The sequence below is a fragment of the Bradyrhizobium elkanii WSM2783 genome, assembly GCF_000472865.1.
Classification (GTDB): Bacteria; Pseudomonadota; Alphaproteobacteria; order Rhizobiales; family Xanthobacteraceae; genus Bradyrhizobium; species Bradyrhizobium elkanii_A.
This window is the reverse complement of the sequence record NZ_AXAP01000022.1, coordinates 1-15,042: the sequence shown is the minus strand read 5'-3', so window position 1 is coordinate 15,042 and position 15,042 is coordinate 1. Positions and strand designations below refer to the sequence as shown.

General features: G+C 63.8%; 14 protein-coding genes and 1 pseudogene. 5 read left to right on the top strand and 10 right to left on the bottom strand.

All coding sequences use genetic code 11. The annotated features are described in order from the left end of the window. Positions 1 to 25: 25 nt before the first annotated feature. Positions 26 to 466, top strand: a complete 441-nt coding sequence (locus tag YY7_RS0119970; protein ID WP_028164759.1) for a cyclic nucleotide-binding domain-containing protein — start codon at positions 26 to 28, stop codon at positions 464 to 466. A gap of 134 nt (positions 467 to 600) precedes the next feature. On the opposite strand, the gene YY7_RS0119965 is transcribed toward YY7_RS0119970, so the two are convergent. The 4 genes from YY7_RS0119965 to YY7_RS0119950 form a co-directional block, all read right to left on the bottom strand. After that, the gene (locus tag YY7_RS0119965) at positions 601 to 1,416 is read right to left on the bottom strand and encodes an exodeoxyribonuclease III (protein ID WP_028164758.1); all 816 of its coding nucleotides are present in this window, start codon (positions 1,414 to 1,416) and stop codon (positions 601 to 603) included. Positions 1,417 to 1,567: 151 nt separating this feature from the next. After that, positions 1,568 to 2,371: an outer membrane lipoprotein carrier protein LolA gene (locus YY7_RS0119960; protein WP_051396811.1), complete on the bottom strand. Its 804-nt coding sequence runs from the start codon at positions 2,369 to 2,371 to the stop codon at positions 1,568 to 1,570. A 151-nt stretch (positions 2,372 to 2,522) separates the two neighbouring features. Beyond that, a complete protein-coding gene (locus YY7_RS0119955) occupies positions 2,523 to 4,994 on the bottom strand; it encodes a DNA translocase FtsK (protein WP_028164756.1) in 2,472 nt (823 codons plus the stop codon). A gap of 20 nt (positions 4,995 to 5,014) precedes the next feature. Continuing rightward, a complete protein-coding gene (locus tag YY7_RS0119950) occupies positions 5,015 to 6,241 on the bottom strand; it encodes an aminotransferase class I/II-fold pyridoxal phosphate-dependent enzyme (protein ID WP_028164755.1) in 1,227 nt (408 codons plus the stop codon). 174 nt (positions 6,242 to 6,415) lie between these two features. On the opposite strand from YY7_RS0119950, the gene YY7_RS0119945 reads away from it, so the two are divergent. Together YY7_RS0119945 and YY7_RS0119940 are read left to right on the top strand one after the other, a co-directional pair. Beyond that, positions 6,416 to 6,652 carry an AbrB/MazE/SpoVT family DNA-binding domain-containing protein gene (locus YY7_RS0119945; RefSeq protein WP_028164754.1) on the top strand — a complete coding sequence of 79 codons (237 nt, stop codon included), beginning with the start codon at positions 6,416 to 6,418 and terminating at the stop codon, positions 6,650 to 6,652. Beyond that, complete coding sequence (locus tag YY7_RS0119940) at positions 6,649 to 7,059, top strand: type II toxin-antitoxin system VapC family toxin (protein WP_028164753.1); 411 nt, start codon at positions 6,649 to 6,651, stop codon at positions 7,057 to 7,059. Before YY7_RS0119945 ends, YY7_RS0119940 begins: the two co-directional genes overlap by 4 nt. Before the next feature lie 191 nt (positions 7,060 to 7,250). Here YY7_RS0119940 and YY7_RS0119935 read toward each other — a convergent pair whose 3' ends face one another. The 4 genes from YY7_RS0119935 to YY7_RS0119920 all read right to left on the bottom strand — a co-directional run bounded on the left by YY7_RS0119935 (position 7,251) and on the right by YY7_RS0119920 (position 11,104). Then, positions 7,251 to 8,693, bottom strand: coding sequence for an ammonium transporter (locus tag YY7_RS0119935; protein ID WP_028164752.1), 1,443 nt, complete (start codon positions 8,691 to 8,693; stop codon positions 7,251 to 7,253). Positions 8,694 to 8,731: 38 nt separating this feature from the next. Continuing rightward, the gene (locus YY7_RS0119930) at positions 8,732 to 9,070 is read right to left on the bottom strand and encodes a P-II family nitrogen regulator (protein WP_028164751.1); all 339 of its coding nucleotides are present in this window, start codon (positions 9,068 to 9,070) and stop codon (positions 8,732 to 8,734) included. 308 nt (positions 9,071 to 9,378) lie between these two features. Continuing rightward, positions 9,379 to 10,680 (bottom strand): ammonium transporter, encoded by a 1,302-nt coding sequence (locus YY7_RS0119925; RefSeq protein WP_028164750.1) that lies wholly within the window; start codon positions 10,678 to 10,680, stop codon positions 9,379 to 9,381. Positions 10,681 to 10,765: 85 nt separating this feature from the next. Then, positions 10,766 to 11,104: a P-II family nitrogen regulator gene (locus YY7_RS0119920; protein ID WP_028164749.1), complete on the bottom strand. Its 339-nt coding sequence runs from the start codon at positions 11,102 to 11,104 to the stop codon at positions 10,766 to 10,768. A 251-nt stretch (positions 11,105 to 11,355) separates the two neighbouring features. Here YY7_RS0119920 and YY7_RS0119915 point away from each other — a divergent pair, with 251 nt between their 5' ends. Then, positions 11,356 to 12,243, top strand: coding sequence for a DUF4339 domain-containing protein (locus tag YY7_RS0119915; protein ID WP_028164748.1), 888 nt, complete (start codon positions 11,356 to 11,358; stop codon positions 12,241 to 12,243). A 205-nt stretch (positions 12,244 to 12,448) separates the two neighbouring features. Here YY7_RS0119915 and tesB read toward each other — a convergent pair whose 3' ends face one another. Then, positions 12,449 to 13,309: an acyl-CoA thioesterase II gene (gene tesB, locus YY7_RS0119910; protein ID WP_028164747.1), complete on the bottom strand. Its 861-nt coding sequence runs from the start codon at positions 13,307 to 13,309 to the stop codon at positions 12,449 to 12,451. 116 nt (positions 13,310 to 13,425) lie between these two features. On the opposite strand from tesB, the gene YY7_RS0119905 reads away from it, so the two are divergent. Then, positions 13,426 to 14,646 carry a ubiquinone biosynthesis hydroxylase gene (locus YY7_RS0119905; RefSeq protein WP_028164746.1) on the top strand — a complete coding sequence of 407 codons (1,221 nt, stop codon included), beginning with the start codon at positions 13,426 to 13,428 and terminating at the stop codon, positions 14,644 to 14,646. Positions 14,647 to 14,779: 133 nt separating this feature from the next. On the opposite strand, the pseudogene YY7_RS61955 reads toward YY7_RS0119905, so the two are convergent. Further along, a pseudogene (locus YY7_RS61955) lies at positions 14,780 to 15,042 on the bottom strand (IS4 family transposase); the annotation flags it as partial.

Here is a 15,042-nt window from a genome sequence, read left to right as displayed (position 1 = left end):
ATCGTATCCCCGGTCACCGGCCTGAATGTCGATCGAAGATGACGTAGCGCTGCTCGAACGCGTCTCCACCTTGCGCCTGCTGGGGGATACTGCTTTGCGCATGCTTGCGATCGGCTCCGAACAGCGCAATTTCGAACCCGGCGACGTTATTTTCCATGCCGGCGACCAGGCGGATGCGGGCTATGTCGTGCAGCGCGGCGCTTTCCGCGTGGAAGATGGCGGTGCCGAGATCATCGCAGGCCCCGGCGCGCTGATCGGCGAGCTCGCGCTGATCGTACCGATGAAGCGGCCATCGACCGCGACCGCGCTGGAGCGCGCCACCTGTGTTCGAATTTCGCGCAGCCTGTTTCAACGCGTGCTGGAAAGCGATCCCGCCGCGGCGCGAAGGCTGCGCGACGAATTCGCCACCCGCACCAGCCAGCTTGCCAGCGATATCGTGGTGGCGGGCGGGAAGTTGAGTTCGTAACTGCCTGTCGTCCTCGCGAAAGCGAGGACCCATAACCACAGGCAGCCGTTGTGGCGGAAGCAAGTGGTTGCGGCGGAGCACACCACAAAAGCCTGTGGTTATGGGTCCCGGGTCAAGCCCGGGACGACAGCTGGCTACACCTCCAGCGTCACCGTCACCGGCACGTGGTCCGATGGACGCTCCCAGCCGCGGGCGTCGCGGGTGATCCTGAAATCCGTGACGCTGTCCTTCAGCGCGCGCGAGACCCAGATGTGGTCGAGCCGGCGGCCGCGGTCGCCGACAGTCCAGTCGGCGGCGCGATAGCTCCACCAGGTGTAGACTTTCTCCGACAGTGGAATGCGCTCGCGTGCGACGTCGAACCATTCGCCATGCACCTGCGCTGCGAGCAGCTTCTCGGTTTCGATCGGGGTGTGCGAGACGACCTTCAGGAGCTGCTTGTGCGACCACACGTCGTTTTCGTGCGGGGCCACGTTGAGATCGCCGACCAGGACGTGACGGTCGTCGCCGCGCGGATGCAAGGGCTCGCAGGCTTTCATCTCGTCGAGGAATTGCAGCTTGTGCTCGAATTTCGGATTGAGCGCGGGATCGGGGATGTCGCCGCCGGCCGGCACATAGAAATTATGCAGCACCAGCGGCTTTGACAATTGTGCCTTGTCGCCGAACTCGACCGAGATGTGGCGGGAATCGATCTTGTCGCAGAAGGTGCGGATGTCGGTCTTCTCGAACGGCACTTTCGAGATGATGGCGACGCCGTGATAGCCCTTCTGCCCGTTCAGCGCGACATGCTCATAGCCAAGCCGTTTGAACCGCTTCAACGGAAAGGCGTCGTCGATGCATTTGGTCTCTTGCAGGCAGAGCACGTCCGGCCGCGCCTGCTTGATGAACTTGGCGACGAGGTCGATGCGCAGGCGCACCGAATTGATGTTCCAGGTTGTGAGGGAGAGACGCATGGGAACTGCGTCTTAGCATGGATTGCGGCGGTGGATAGGATTGTCCACAGGGGACGCGTAGGGTGGGCAAAGCGAAGCGTGCCCACCATTTACGTCGGAGTGTTGATGGTGGGCACGCTGCGCTTTGCCCACCCTACAAACGACGAACTCGCTAGCCCGGCGGGGTCGCGTAGTTGGTAAAATCGATCTTGAACAGGCCCGGATCGATCTTCCTGGTGGAATCGAGATTGTAGACGGCGACGGTGGTGTCGTAGCCCTGCGGATCGGTGATGGTCCATTGCTTGAGCTGGCCGTCCTTGGCGCCGACCATCAGCATCAACCGGCTGGTGCCGATCAGCGCCTGCTTCTCCTCGATGATGATCGAGACGAAGACATCGTCGGCGGTGACGCTGACGACGTTGGTGTCCTTCATCAGGTCGATGCGGTCGGATAACAGATAGCGCAGCGGCGTCTGCGACAACGGATAGATATCCTGCGTGGCGAGCTTGCGGTCGCGCACCGCGACCGAGGAGCCGTCGGCGACGATGTCGATCGGGCTTGGCGGCTCATATTCGAAGCGCACCTTGCCGGGCTTCTGGATATAGAAATCGCCCTTGGTCTTGGAGCCGTCGGGGCCGACCTGCACGAAACTGCCGGCGAGCGACTGCAGCGAGGAGAGATAGCTGCTGATCCTCGCGGCCTGCGCCTTCTGGTTGGCATCGAACGTCGTGAAGATGCTGGCGGGAACGTTGCGGCGCGGATCGGGGATGACGGGGGTCGGCGGCGTCTGTGTCGAGCCTGTCGTCGCGGGGCCTCTCTGCTCCTGCGCGCTCATCTGCGTGCCGTCGCGGCCCTTCGGCGCGGGCTTCGGCACCGGCACGTTCTGCGCCGATGAGGGCGCGGCGCCGGCGATCGACGTGGCGATCAGGATCGCCAATCCGGAATGGATGGCGCGATGGACGTGCTGTTTGGCCATTCGGTATTTCGGATTCTGATGCAACGCGTGTTCCGACTTTAGGGGCATGATCTTTTCGGAAAACCGGTGCCCACTTTTCCGGATCATGCCTGAGTTTATCGTGGGTAGTGCCGCGGGGATATCGCTTTTCCGTGAAATTCTCGGGGCAGGATCACATGCTGCCTTCTTCTTCGATCAGGACCTCGCGCTTGCCGGCATGATTGGCCTGGCCGACAACACCCTCGAGTTCCATCCGCTCCATCAATGAGGCGGCGCGGTTGTAGCCGATCTGCAGCCGCCGTTGAATATAGGATGTCGAGGCCTTGCGGTCGCGTTTCACGATCGCCACCGCCTGCGCATAGAGGTCGCCGCCGCCGCCGTCCGCGCCCATGCCGGTGGAGTCGAATACCGCGCCGTCCTCGTCGGTCGGCTCTTCGGCGGTAACGGCTTCCAGATACTCCGGCGCGCCCTGCGTCTTCAGGTGGCGCACCACCTTCTCGACTTCGTCGTCGGAGGCAAACGGGCCGTGCACGCGGCTGATGCGGCCGCCGCCGGCCATGTAGAGCATGTCGCCCTGCCCCAGCAGTTGCTCGGCGCCCATCTCGCCCAGGATCGTGCGGCTGTCGATCTTCGAGGTGACCTGGAAGGCGATGCGGGTCGGGAAGTTGGCCTTGATGGTGCCGGTAATGACGTCGACCGAAGGACGCTGCGTAGCGAGGATCACATGCAGGCCGGCGGCGCGCGCCATCTGCGCCAGGCGCTGCACCGCGCCTTCGATGTCCTTGCCGGCGACCATCATCAGGTCGGCCATCTCGTCGACGATGATGACGATGTAGGGCAACGGATCGAGGTCGAGCTTCTCCTCCTCGTAGATCGCCTTGCCGGTCTCCTTGTCGAAACCGGTGTGCACGGTGCGCGTCAGCTCTTCGCCCTTGCCCTTTGCCTCGACCAGGCGCGCATTGTAGCCGTCGATGTTGCGCACACCGAGCTTGGCCATCTTCTTGTAGCGCTCCTCCATCTCGCGCACGGCCCATTTCAGCGCGACCACCGCTTTCTTGGGATCGGTGACGACCGGCGTCAAAAGATGCGGGATGCCGTCATAGACGGAGAGTTCGAGCATCTTGGGATCGACCATGATCAGGCGGCACTGGTCGGGGCGCAGCCGATACACCAGGCTCAGGATCATGGTGTTGATCGCGACCGATTTGCCGGAGCCGGTGGTGCCGGCGATCAGCATATGCGGCGTGCGCGCGAGATCGATGATGACGGGCTCGCCGCCGATGCTCTTGCCGAGGCAGAGCGGCAGCTTTGCCACCGAGTCGATAGCTTCCTTCGCGACCAGGAGTTCGCGCAGGTAAACCTTTTCGCGATGCAGGTTCGGCAATTCGATGCCGATGGCGTTGCGGCCGGCGACGACGGCGACGCGAGCCGACAGTGCGCTCATCGAGCGGGCGATGTCGTCGGCGAGGCCGATCACGCGCGACGACTTGATGCCGGGCGCGGGCTCGAGCTCGTACAGCGTCACGACCGGGCCCGGATTGGCTTTGACGATCTCGCCGCGCACGCCGAAATCCTGCAGCACGCCTTCGAGCGCGCGCGAATTGGCTTCGAGCTCAGCCTTGCTCTGCGGCTGGCGATCGGCAGCCTTCGGCGCTGACAGCACCGAGACGGAGGGCAGCTCGAACTTGTCGGAGGATTTCTTCTTCGCGCGCGGCTCGGCCTTCTTGCGCGGGGCGCGGGCGACGGGCGCTTCCTCGGCTTCTTCCTCCTCGTCTTGTTCCTCTTCCTCTTCGATCTCCTCGTCGAATTCCTCGCTCGCCTCCGGCACCACGGACGGCGCGGCGCGGCCGCCGAGACTGGGCTCCTGCCGCTCGAACGCGGCTGCGCTGCGTTGTGGCGCGCTCGAGACCAGCGACCGATAGGCGGTGCCGAAGAGCCAGCCGAGCCGCGCCTTCGCGCTCATGACAGCGTGGAACAGCCAGCCGAGCGAGATCGAACTGCGGTCCTCCTCGTCGTCTTCTTCGACGAACGGCTCGTCACGATCCTCGATCGCCGTCAGCTCTTCTTCGCTCTCCCTTGCGCCCCAGCCGCTCGCGAACAGGAAGCTCGCGGTCATCGCGACGAACAGGATGGTGCCGAGCACCAGGCGATAGATCATGCCGGCCGGGCCGAACACCACCGCCGGCGCGCGAACCAGCGCGTCGCCGACCACGCCGCCGAGCCCGGTCGGCAATGGCCAGGCGCCATTATGCGGGAAGCAGCTCGCAAAGCCCGCAGCGATGACGGTGGTGAGGATCCAGCATGCCAGCCGCAGCGCCTCGCGGTCGAAGGCGCGATGCGTCAGCATGCGCCAGCCCCACACCGCGATGGGGAGGATCAGCATGATGGCGCCGAGGCCCAGGATCTGCATCAACAGATCGGCGCCTATCGCGCCGGGATAGCCGAGGATGTTGCGGATCGGGCGCGAGGTGGCGTGGCTGAGACTCGGGTCCTGCACCGACCACGTCATCAGCGCCGCGGCGGCGACGCCGGCAAGCGTGATCAGACACAGCCCGCCGAATTCTCGCACCCGCCGCTCCAAGGCTTCGCGGATCGGGACCGGCAGATGGCCGACCAGGGGAATGACACGTTCGATCGCTGGCATACGCTTCCAAAGCCTTGCGATTAACTTAAGGTTTCGACCAGGCGGTGCAGCGCCTCGGCCGTCGATTCACTGTCGGAGACCAGCGCGAGCCGGATATAGCCCGCGCCCGGATTGGAGCCGTCGGCTTGCGGCCGCGCCAAATAGCTGCCCGGGATCACGCGCACGCCGGCATCGCGATAGAGTTTCACCGTCGCCGCCTCATCGCCGCCGCGCTCGGAGACGTCGAGCCAGACGCAGAAGCCGCCGGCCGGACGCTGATAGCCGTAGCGGCTGCCGAGGATCTGGTCGGCGAGATCGAACTTGATCCGGTAGAGCCTGCGGTTCTCCTCGACATGCGCCTCGTCGCTATAGGCGGCGACCGCGACATGCTGCAGCGGCACCGGCACTTGCGGCGCCGCCACGTTGCGTAGCTCGTGGAAGGCGGCGAGGAACTTCTTGTCGCCGGCGGCAAAGCCGACGCGCATGCCCGGCAGGTTCGAACGCTTCGAGAGCGACTGGAACACGACCACATTGGTGAAGTCGGGGCCGGCATGTTCCAGCGCGCTGCCCGGCGCTTCCCTGGTGTAGATCTCCGAATAGCATTCGTCGCTCAGGATGATGAACCCGAAGCGGTCGGCGAGCGCCTTCAGCCGCGCGAAATAATCGCGCGAGGCGACCGAGCCTTGCGGGTTTGCGGGCGAAGCGATGTAGAACGCCACCGTGCGCGCCAGCAGCGCGTCATCCAGCGCGTCGAGATCGGGCAGGAATCCGTTGGCCGGCGTGGTCGGCAGATAGACCTGCTCGCAGCCGGACGCGCGGGCGCCGGCGCCATAGGCCGGATAGAACGGGTTCGGCATCAAGATTGCCGGCGTCCCAGAGCGCGCGCCGACATAGCGGGCGGCGGTGATGGCGGCGAAGAACAGGCCCTCGCGGCTGCCGTTCAGCACCAGCACTTCGCTCTCGGGATCGACCGGCCGCGGCAGGCGGAACCGGGTCGACAGCCAGTTCGCCGCCGCGCGGCGGAACGGCTCGATACCCTTGGCGAGCGGATAGCGCCCGAACTCGGCGGTATACTTGGCCAGCACTGGCCCGACAAAGGCGGGAACCGGGTGCTGCGGCTCGCCCAACGACAGCGTAATCAATGGCTTGCCGGGTTGGTACGGTGCCAGCAGCTCGGCCGTGCGCGCAAAGGGGGAACGTTCGGCCTGACCGGCCGGCATTACACTGCCGGCGTCTTGCGCCACGCCGGAGGGAGCGGTCATTGCCATGTCTAAACGCCAGCACTTTCAATGCGGTCGAGGGGAATCCAGCTCGACCGTAAATTGATCAAGTCACCATAGATACGGCGAGGTTAAGACGCGATTAACCATCGGTGTCGCTGGACAATTTGCGTGGTATTACCATATTTTCTCTGGGTATTACCGGGCAATTGGAGATCAGCGATGACAACGACTGTCACCCGCAAGGGCCAGGTGACAATCCCAAAGCCGCTTCGCGATTACCTGGGTATTGGTCCGGGCAGCCAAGTCAATATTCGCCGTAGCGACGACGGCAGCGTTCTGATCGAGAGAGCTGATGGACCGCGGCCGGCCAGCCGATTTGCCAAGGCGCGTGGCTCCGCGGGGCGGGGCATGACGACTGACGAACTGATGGCCCTTCTGCGTGATGAGCCGGAATGACCCTCGTCGATTCGAATGTCCTTCTCGACCTCGCGACCGACGACGAGAAATGGGCCGACTGGTCGCAGGTGCAGCTCGAACGGGCGGCATCGGCCGGGCCATTGTTCATCAACAATGTCATCTACGCAGAAGTCTCGATACGCTACGACAAGGTCGAAACCATCGACGCCACACTCTGCGACTTGAAAATCGAGCTGGCAGAGATCCCGCGCGCCGCGCTCTTTCTTGCCGGCAAGGCCTATCTCCAATATCGCGCCGCCGGTGGCAGCCGCACAGGGGTACCATCTGATTTCTTCATCGGAGCCCATGCTGCGGTGGAGCAGCTGCCACTCTTGACCCGCGACGTGCGGAGCTATCGCGCCTATTTTCCAACTGTCGCGCTGATTGCGCCGGAAGGCGAACGGTAGCACCTCGAGCAGCCCTGCCGCGTCGGCAGCCGTTAGAAGGCCGGCATGCCCTCTCCTTTCTTCGGGCCGCGGTCAAAAAGAAAGGGGCTCCAACTTGCGCTGGAGCCCCTCAACGGTCAGGGCATTGCCGGGTATGTGCCCGAACCGTAGTTCTGGGTGTGATCCCGGGAGAGATCACACCCCGGGAGAACTCACATGTTGTAGGCGCGCTCGGTGTGCTCGGTGATGTCGAGGCCCTCACGCTCGGTCTCGACGTTGGCGCGCAGGCCGACGATCACGTCGACGACCTTGTAGATGATCGCCGAACCAACGCCCGACCACACCAGCGTGGTGCAGACGCCCCAAATCTGCGAGGTCAGCTGGGCGACGAAGTCGTAGTCGGCGATCTTGCCGGCGACGTAGTCCATGATGCCGGTGCCGCCGAGCGCCGGGTTCACCAGGATGCCGGTGCCGAGCGCGCCGACGATGCCGCCGATGCAGTGGACACCGAACACGTCGAGCGAGTCGTCGTAACCCAGCGCGTTCTTCACCACGGTGCAGAAGAACAGGCAGACCACGCCGACCACGAGGCCGAGCACGATCGCACCCATCGGACCGGAGAAGCCGCAGGCGGGCGTGACCGCCACCAGGCCCGCGACCGCGCCGGAGATGGCGCCGAGCACCGAGGGATGACCCTTGATGATCCACTCCGCGAACATCCAGGACAACGCCGCCGCCGCAGTCGCGACAAAGGAGTTGGTCATGGCGAGCGCGGCGCTGCCATTGGCTTCGAGGTTCGAACCGGCGTTGAAACCGAACCAGCCGACCCAGAGCAGCGAGGCGCCGACCATCGACATGGTCAGGGAGTGCGGAGCCATCAGCTCCTTGCCGTAACCGGTGCGCTTGCCGATCAGCAGCGCGCCGACGAGACCGGCGATGCCGGCATTGATGTGCACGACGGTGCCGCCGGCGAAGTCGATCGCGCCCTTCTTGAAGATCCAGCCGGCATCCGCGTTGATCTCGTCGAGCTTGGCCTGCGCCGCGGTCTTCGCCGCGCCATCAGCCGCAGCGGCCAGTGCCTTCGCCGCATCGGTGATCGCGTCCGGACCGGCCCAGTACCAGACCATGTGCGCGATCGGGAAGTAGATCAGGGTCACCCAGAGCGGGATGAACAGCGCAACCGCAGCGAACTTCATGCGCTCGGCAAACGCGCCGACGATCAGCGCGGGCGTGATCGCCGCGAAGGTCATCTGGAAGCAGATATAGACCAGCTCCGAGATGTTGGCGTCGACGCTGAACGTCGCCGCCTTGGAATCCGCGTTGATCCCGGCCAGGAAGGCCTTCGAGAAACCGCCGATGAAATCCGAGCCGCCGGTGAAGGCGAGGCTGTAGCCATAGATCGCCCAGATCACGACGACGATGCAGACGCTGTAGAACACCTGCATCAGCACCGAGAGCATATTCTTGGTGCGGACCAGGCCGCCATAGAACAGCGCGAGCCCCGGGATCGTCATCAACAGCACCAGCACCGTCGAGGTCAGCATCCAGGCGTTGTCGCCCTTGTTGACGGTCGGCTCGGCATAGGCGGCGGTCGCAGCGAACAAGCCGAATGCGAGTGCCGCCAATCCCGCGCCATGGGGACGTTTGAACGTCATGTTATTCTACTCCTGAATTGTAAGGTTTGAGCGCGAAATCAGAGGGCCGCGGCATCGGCCTCGCCGGTGCGGATGCGCACCGCGTGGTCGAGGTTGATGACGAAGATCTTGCCGTCGCCGATCTGGCCCGTCTTTGCCGCCGATGTGATGGCGTCGATGGTCTTGTCGACCTGGTCGGCCGCAACCGCGACCTCGATCTTGATCTTGGGCAGGAAACTCACGGCGTATTCAGCGCCGCGATAGATCTCAGTGTGGCCCTTCTGACGCCCGTACCCCTTGACTTCCGTCACCGTGAGACCGTGAACGCCAATGGCGGTCAGGGCGTCGCGGACTTCTTCCAGCTTGAATGGCTTAATAATCGCCATAACAATTTTCATGTGTCCTATCCCCGCTTGGGCCCGGTGCGAACGAACCGGGTGTTTTTCGACTGAGATCCACCACGCGGAGAAAATTCACGACGCGGTCACAGCCGCCGACGTTAGAATCAAATGCCGTGCCAGATCGACGGCACCGCCTAACGGATTATGAATCCGCCCGTTTTCACGTTTGACGGGAATTGGTCGGACCTGCGCTATTCCGTCGCGCTCAAAACGTAATCAATATTGCCCGATTCATGGGCACGCCAGAGTCTGGACATAATCCTGCCCAGCACGGTGGCAAATATTAGGTAATATGATAGTGGAAACTACTGAAGCGCCTCGCCGTGCTGCGAAATATCCAGGCCTTCCAGCTCCTGCTGCAGCGACACCCGGAGCGGGACGAACGCGCTGACCAGCTTCAGCAGCACGAAGGTGATGCCGCCGCACCACACCAGCGTCACGGCGACGCCGGCGAGTTGGATCAGCAGTTGCTGCGGACGGCCCTCGAGCAGGCCGGCCGTGCCGCCGATGGCGCTGGTGGCGAACACGCCCGCGAGCAGCGTCCCGGCCATGCCGCCGATGCCGTGGACGCCGAACACGTCGAGTGAATCATCATACTTGAAGCGGAGCTTCAGCCAGGTGCAGGCCCAGAAGCACACGAAGCCCGCGATGATGCCGATGATGACCGCGTGCCATGGTTCGACGAAGCCCGAGGCCGGCGTGATGGTGCCGAGCCCTGCGACCGCGCCCGAGATCATGCCGAGCACCGACGGCTTGCGTCGCGTCGCCCATTCGATCGCGCCCCAGGTCAGCGCGCCCGCGCAGGCGGAAAGATGCGTGGCGATGATCGCCATCACCGCGCGCGAACTCACGGTCAGTGCCGATCCGCCATTGAAGCCGAACCAGCCGACCCAAAGCAGCCCGGTGCCGATCACTGCGAGCGATAGGTCGAACGGCGACAAGTTCTCGCTGCCATAGCCGTGGCGTCGCCCCAACACTTGCGCGGCGACCAATCCGCTGACGCCGGCCGAAAGATGCACGACGAGCCCGCCGGCGAAATCCAGCACGCCGAGACTGGCGAGGAAGCCGCCGCCCCACACCCAATGTGCGAGCGGAATATAGGCGAAGATGAACCAGCCGACGGAGAACCAGAGATAGGCCGAGAAGCGCATGCGATCGGCGACCGAGCCTGCCACCAGCGCCACGGTGATGATCGCAAACGTCATCTGGTACAGCATGAACAGCGCTTCCGGGATCGCCTTCGCCGCCGGATTGACGCCGTCCATGGTCATGCCGGCGAGGAACCAGCGGTCGAGCGTGCCGATCCACGGTCCATCACCGACGAAGGTGAGCGAGTAGCCGAACATCGCCCAGAGGATCGAGATGATCGCGACGGCCGACAGGCTCTGCGCCATCGTCGCAAGCACGTTCTTCTTGCGCACCATGCCGGAATAGAACAGCGCAAGCCCCGGGATCGTCATCATCAGCACCAGCGCGGTGGCAACGATCATCCAGGCGGTATCGGCGGCGTTGATGGCCGAGGCCTCGGCATGCGCCGGCGTCGCCGACAACAGCGTCGCAAGACCAAGCGGCGCGATCAGCGGCGCGGCACGAGAGGATGCCCCCATGGTGTTTCCCCGGCAGAAATGAAATGAGTCTGGTTGATGCAACCGGCGGCGTTGTCGGTCGCTCTCGCAGAGAGGTTTGGCGACCTTAGAGCGCGTCGCTGTCGGTTTCGCCGGTGCGGATCCGCAGCGCGTGATCGATCGGCGTGACAAAGATCTTGCCATCCCCGATCTGGCCGGTGCGCGCCTTTGCCGTGATGACTTCGACCGCCTTGTCGGCGATGTCGGATGCGACCGCGATCTCGATGCGCAATTTAGGCAGGAAGTTCACGACGTATTCTGCGCCGCGGTAGATCTCGGTGTGCCCTTTCTGTCGGCCATAACCTTTGACTTCAGTGACGGTCATGCCGTGGACGCCGATCTCGGTCAGCGCCTGGCGCACCTCGTCCAGTTTGAAGGGTTTGATGATGGCGACGACAAGTTTCATGGCTAGCGGCCCGCATTTTCCTTAAGCACAGCCACCCTTGCTCTTTGGATGGCCTTCGATCGCGGGCCAATCTGGCATCTTTCTGGGCAAATGGCACAAAAAAGTTGCAGGTTCAGGGGGAAAACATTGGCAGACCCTGACCTCGCTCCCTGTACAGGGGACATGATCGTCCGTCACAATGCGGCTTTCCTGCTTCGCCAGTCGCTCTGCTGGCGTCTGTTCCCAAGAATCGTGTTTTCCAAGGAAATGCCATGGCCGATCGATCCTGGTTTTATGCATCCGAGGGCGAGCAAAAGGGCCCGTTTCCCGAATTCCAGCTCCGTGATCTCATCATGCGGGGCACCGTCGGGCCGGATACGCTGGTCTGGACCGAGGGGATGGCCGGTTGGCAGAAGGCGCGCGAGATTCCCGGACTGATTTCGGATCCTTCCAGTTCGGCGATGCCCTCGCAGGCGGGCGGGCCGCCGATCGTCACTGCGGCCGGCTATGCGGGTGGGACGGTCTCGGCCGATCTGCCGATCTGGGAGCTGTTTGGGCGCAGTCTGTGGTTCGCCATTGGCCAGCTCCTGGTGGTCCCGGCGCCGTGGTCCGCCACCGGTTTTTATCGCTGGATCATCCCGCACATCAACGTCCCCGGCCGGCCGAATCTCGGTTTCACGGGACAGGTCGCTGACATCTGGTACGTGTTCGTCGCGATCGGGCTCTTGAGCTATACGGGCTGGACCGAGAGCACGACAGTCGAGCTGCTTGCGCCGCTGCTGCAGGCGGCGCTCGGATGGGTGGTGATCCGCTGGATCGCCAGCCATCTCACGTCAAACGGACAGCAGCTCCCGATCGCCTTCAACGGCAGCATCATCGCCTATATCGGGTGGTATCTGTTGTTGGCGATCTCCTTCATCACCATCATCGGCTGGGCGTGGGTGACCACGGCGTGGATGAGGTGGATGTGCCGCAATATCGAGGGCACGCGCCGCGAAATCATCTTCAAGGCGTCAGGCCTCGAGATGCTTTGGCGAACCGTCCTGTTCGCAATCGGCTGCCTATTGCTGATTCCAATCCCGTGGGCGTTGCGCTGGTATGCGAACTGGTACCTGTCGCAATTCGCGCTGGTCGAGCGCAGTACGCTGGCGAATGCTTAGAGCAGGGCAAGACGACCTCGGGTTAGTTTCGCGTTGGAGGCACCTCACCTCTCCCCATCGGGGAGAGGTCGGCGCGTAGCGCCGGGTGAGGGGCCGCAGCTCCCACGAGAGAGTGTGACCCCTCACCCGCGCCTCCGGCGCGACCTCTCCCGATGGGAGAGGTGGGGCATCGCAACCTTCGCCGCTATCCCAGCTCTACCGCGCGCTACTTCCTCTCGCGCACCGAACCTTCCTGTGCCACTGACGCCACCAGCGTGCCGTCGGGCTTGAAGATCATGCCGCGCGTCAAGCCGCGGCCGCCTTGTGCGCTCGGCGAATCCTGCGCGTAGAGCAGCCATTCATCGGCGCGGAACGGGCGGTGAAACCACATCGCGTGATCGAGGCTTGCCGGCATCATGCGCTTGTCGAACAGCGTGCGGCCGTAGCGCGCCATGATGGCGTCGAGCAGTGAGAAGTCGGAGGCATAAGCGAGCGCGCACAGATGCAGTGCGGGGTCGTCTGGCAGTTTCGCCGCGGTGCGGATCCAGACATGGATGCGGCCTTCGTCGATCTTCTGGCCGAAATAGCGGCCGAGCTCGACCGGGCGCAGCTCGATCGGCCGATCGGATTCATAATAGCGGCGGATGAAGTCCGGCATTTCGCGGAACATCGGCTGCTTCGACACTTCCTCCGCGGTGAGCTTTTCCGGCGGCGGCACGTCCGGCATCTTCTCCTGATGATCGAACGCGCCCTGCTCCTCGGCATGGAACGACACCATGATCGAGAAGATGGCATTGCCGTGCTGGATCGCGGTCACGCGACGGGTCGAATAGCTCTTGCCGTCGCGCAGCCGCTCGACCTGGTAGATGATCGGGACCTGAGGATCGCCCGGCAGGATGAAATAGCAATGGATCGAATGCGGCAGCCGGCCCTCGACCGTGCGGCAGGCTGCAACCATCGCCTGGCCAATCACCTGCCCGCCGAACACCCGCTGCCAGCTCGTTTTCGGGCTGTTGCCGCGGAACAGATTCACCTCGAGCGGTTCGAGATCCAGGATGGAAAGCAGGTCAATCAGGCTTTTTGACATGGATGGCCTTCCATTTTGTTGCGCGGCATTAAGTACCTTGTTTGGTGCCACTGTTTCGCCCAGCTATTATCAGGTAGCAAGCATACTCTGAGGGCATGAGCGCGTAAGGGACTTGCATGTCGGCACAACGAGGCATTGTCATTTGCGGCGGCGCTTTTGCGGGCTTGGCGCTGGCGCTGGCGCTGCGGCAGGGGCTTGGGACCGAAATCCCCGTCATCGTGGTCGATCCGGCGCTTGGGCAGCGCCCAAGCCGCGATCCGCGGGCGACCGCGATCGTCGCCGCCTGCCGCCGGCTGTTCGAGGCGATCGGCATCTGGGCCGAGATCGCCGACACGACGCAGCCGATCCTCGACATGGTTGTCACCGATTCGCGGCTCGACGATGCGACGCGGCCGGTGTTCCTGACCTTTGCCGGCGATGTCGAGCCCGGCGAGCCGTTTGCGCATATGGTCGAGAACAGGCTGCTGATCGACGCGCTGGTGGCGCACGCCGAGGCCGCAGGCATTGATCTGCGCGCGACCGCGGTTTCGACCTATGAGGCCAATGCCGATCTCGTCAGCGTGACGCTCGCGGATGGCAGTGCGATCGAAGCGAGCTTGCTGGTCGCCGCCGATGGCGCCCGTTCGAAGCTGCGCGAGCGCGCCGGCATCGTCACCCATGGCTGGGACTACGATCAGTCCGGCATCGTCGTCACCGTGGGCCATGAGCGCGATCACCAGGGCCGCGCCGAAGAGCATTTCTTGCCCGCGGGTCCATTCGCAATCCTGCCGCTGAAGGGAAAACGCTCCTCGCTGGTGTGGACCGAGAACCGCAAGGAAGCGTCCCGCATCGTCGGCTTGAGCGAGGCCGAATTCCACGACGAGCTGGAGCGACGTTTTGGTTTGCATCTCGGTGAGGTCAAGGCGCTCGACAAGCCGCGCGCGTTTCCGCTCGGCTATTTCGTCGCGCGCTCCTTCATCGCCGAGCGGCTGGCGCTGGTCGGCGACGCCGCGCATCTGATCCACCCCATCGCAGGGCAAGGGCTCAATATGGGCCTGAAGGATGTCGCGGCACTGGCGGAAGTGGTGGTCGATGCGGCGCGGCTCGGCATCGATCTCGGCCAAGCCGATGTGCTCGAGCGCTACCAGCGCTGGCGCCGCTTCGACACCATGGCGATGGGAGTTGCGACCAATTCGCTGAACTTCCTGTTCTCCAACGAATCGACGCTGCTCAGGACCGTGCGCGACGTCGGGCTTGGCGTCGTCGACCGCCTGCCGCCGCTGAAGAGCTTGTTCATCCGTCAGGCGGCGGGGCTGTCGGGCGAAGTGCCGCGGCTGTTGAAGGGCGAGGCGCTGTAGCTGCGCGACCTCAGTCGCCGTCGTCCCGGCCTTGAGCCGGGACCCATAGCCACAGGGAGGTGTTGTGGCACAAACAAGCGGTTGCAGCGGAGCACACCACATACGCCTGTGGTTATGGGTCCCTGCTTTCGCACTAGGGCATGCACGGATCTCTGAGGCTCCATCCGACTGCGACGGCATGGAAGTATTCAAGGCCGGTTTTGAAGGTGATCGGGCCTGGCGGCTTGGATGATGGATAGCCATCCCAGCCGCCGAGGCGGCCGATGATCCAGGCGGCCCAGGCGAGGCTGTCGGGGGGATGTGGGTTTTTCAGCCGTTTGGTTCTGGCTTCGAGCTGCTGATTGAGGGCGGTAAGCGCGGCGACCTCGCTGGCGGTGAAGGCGATGTGGACCGACT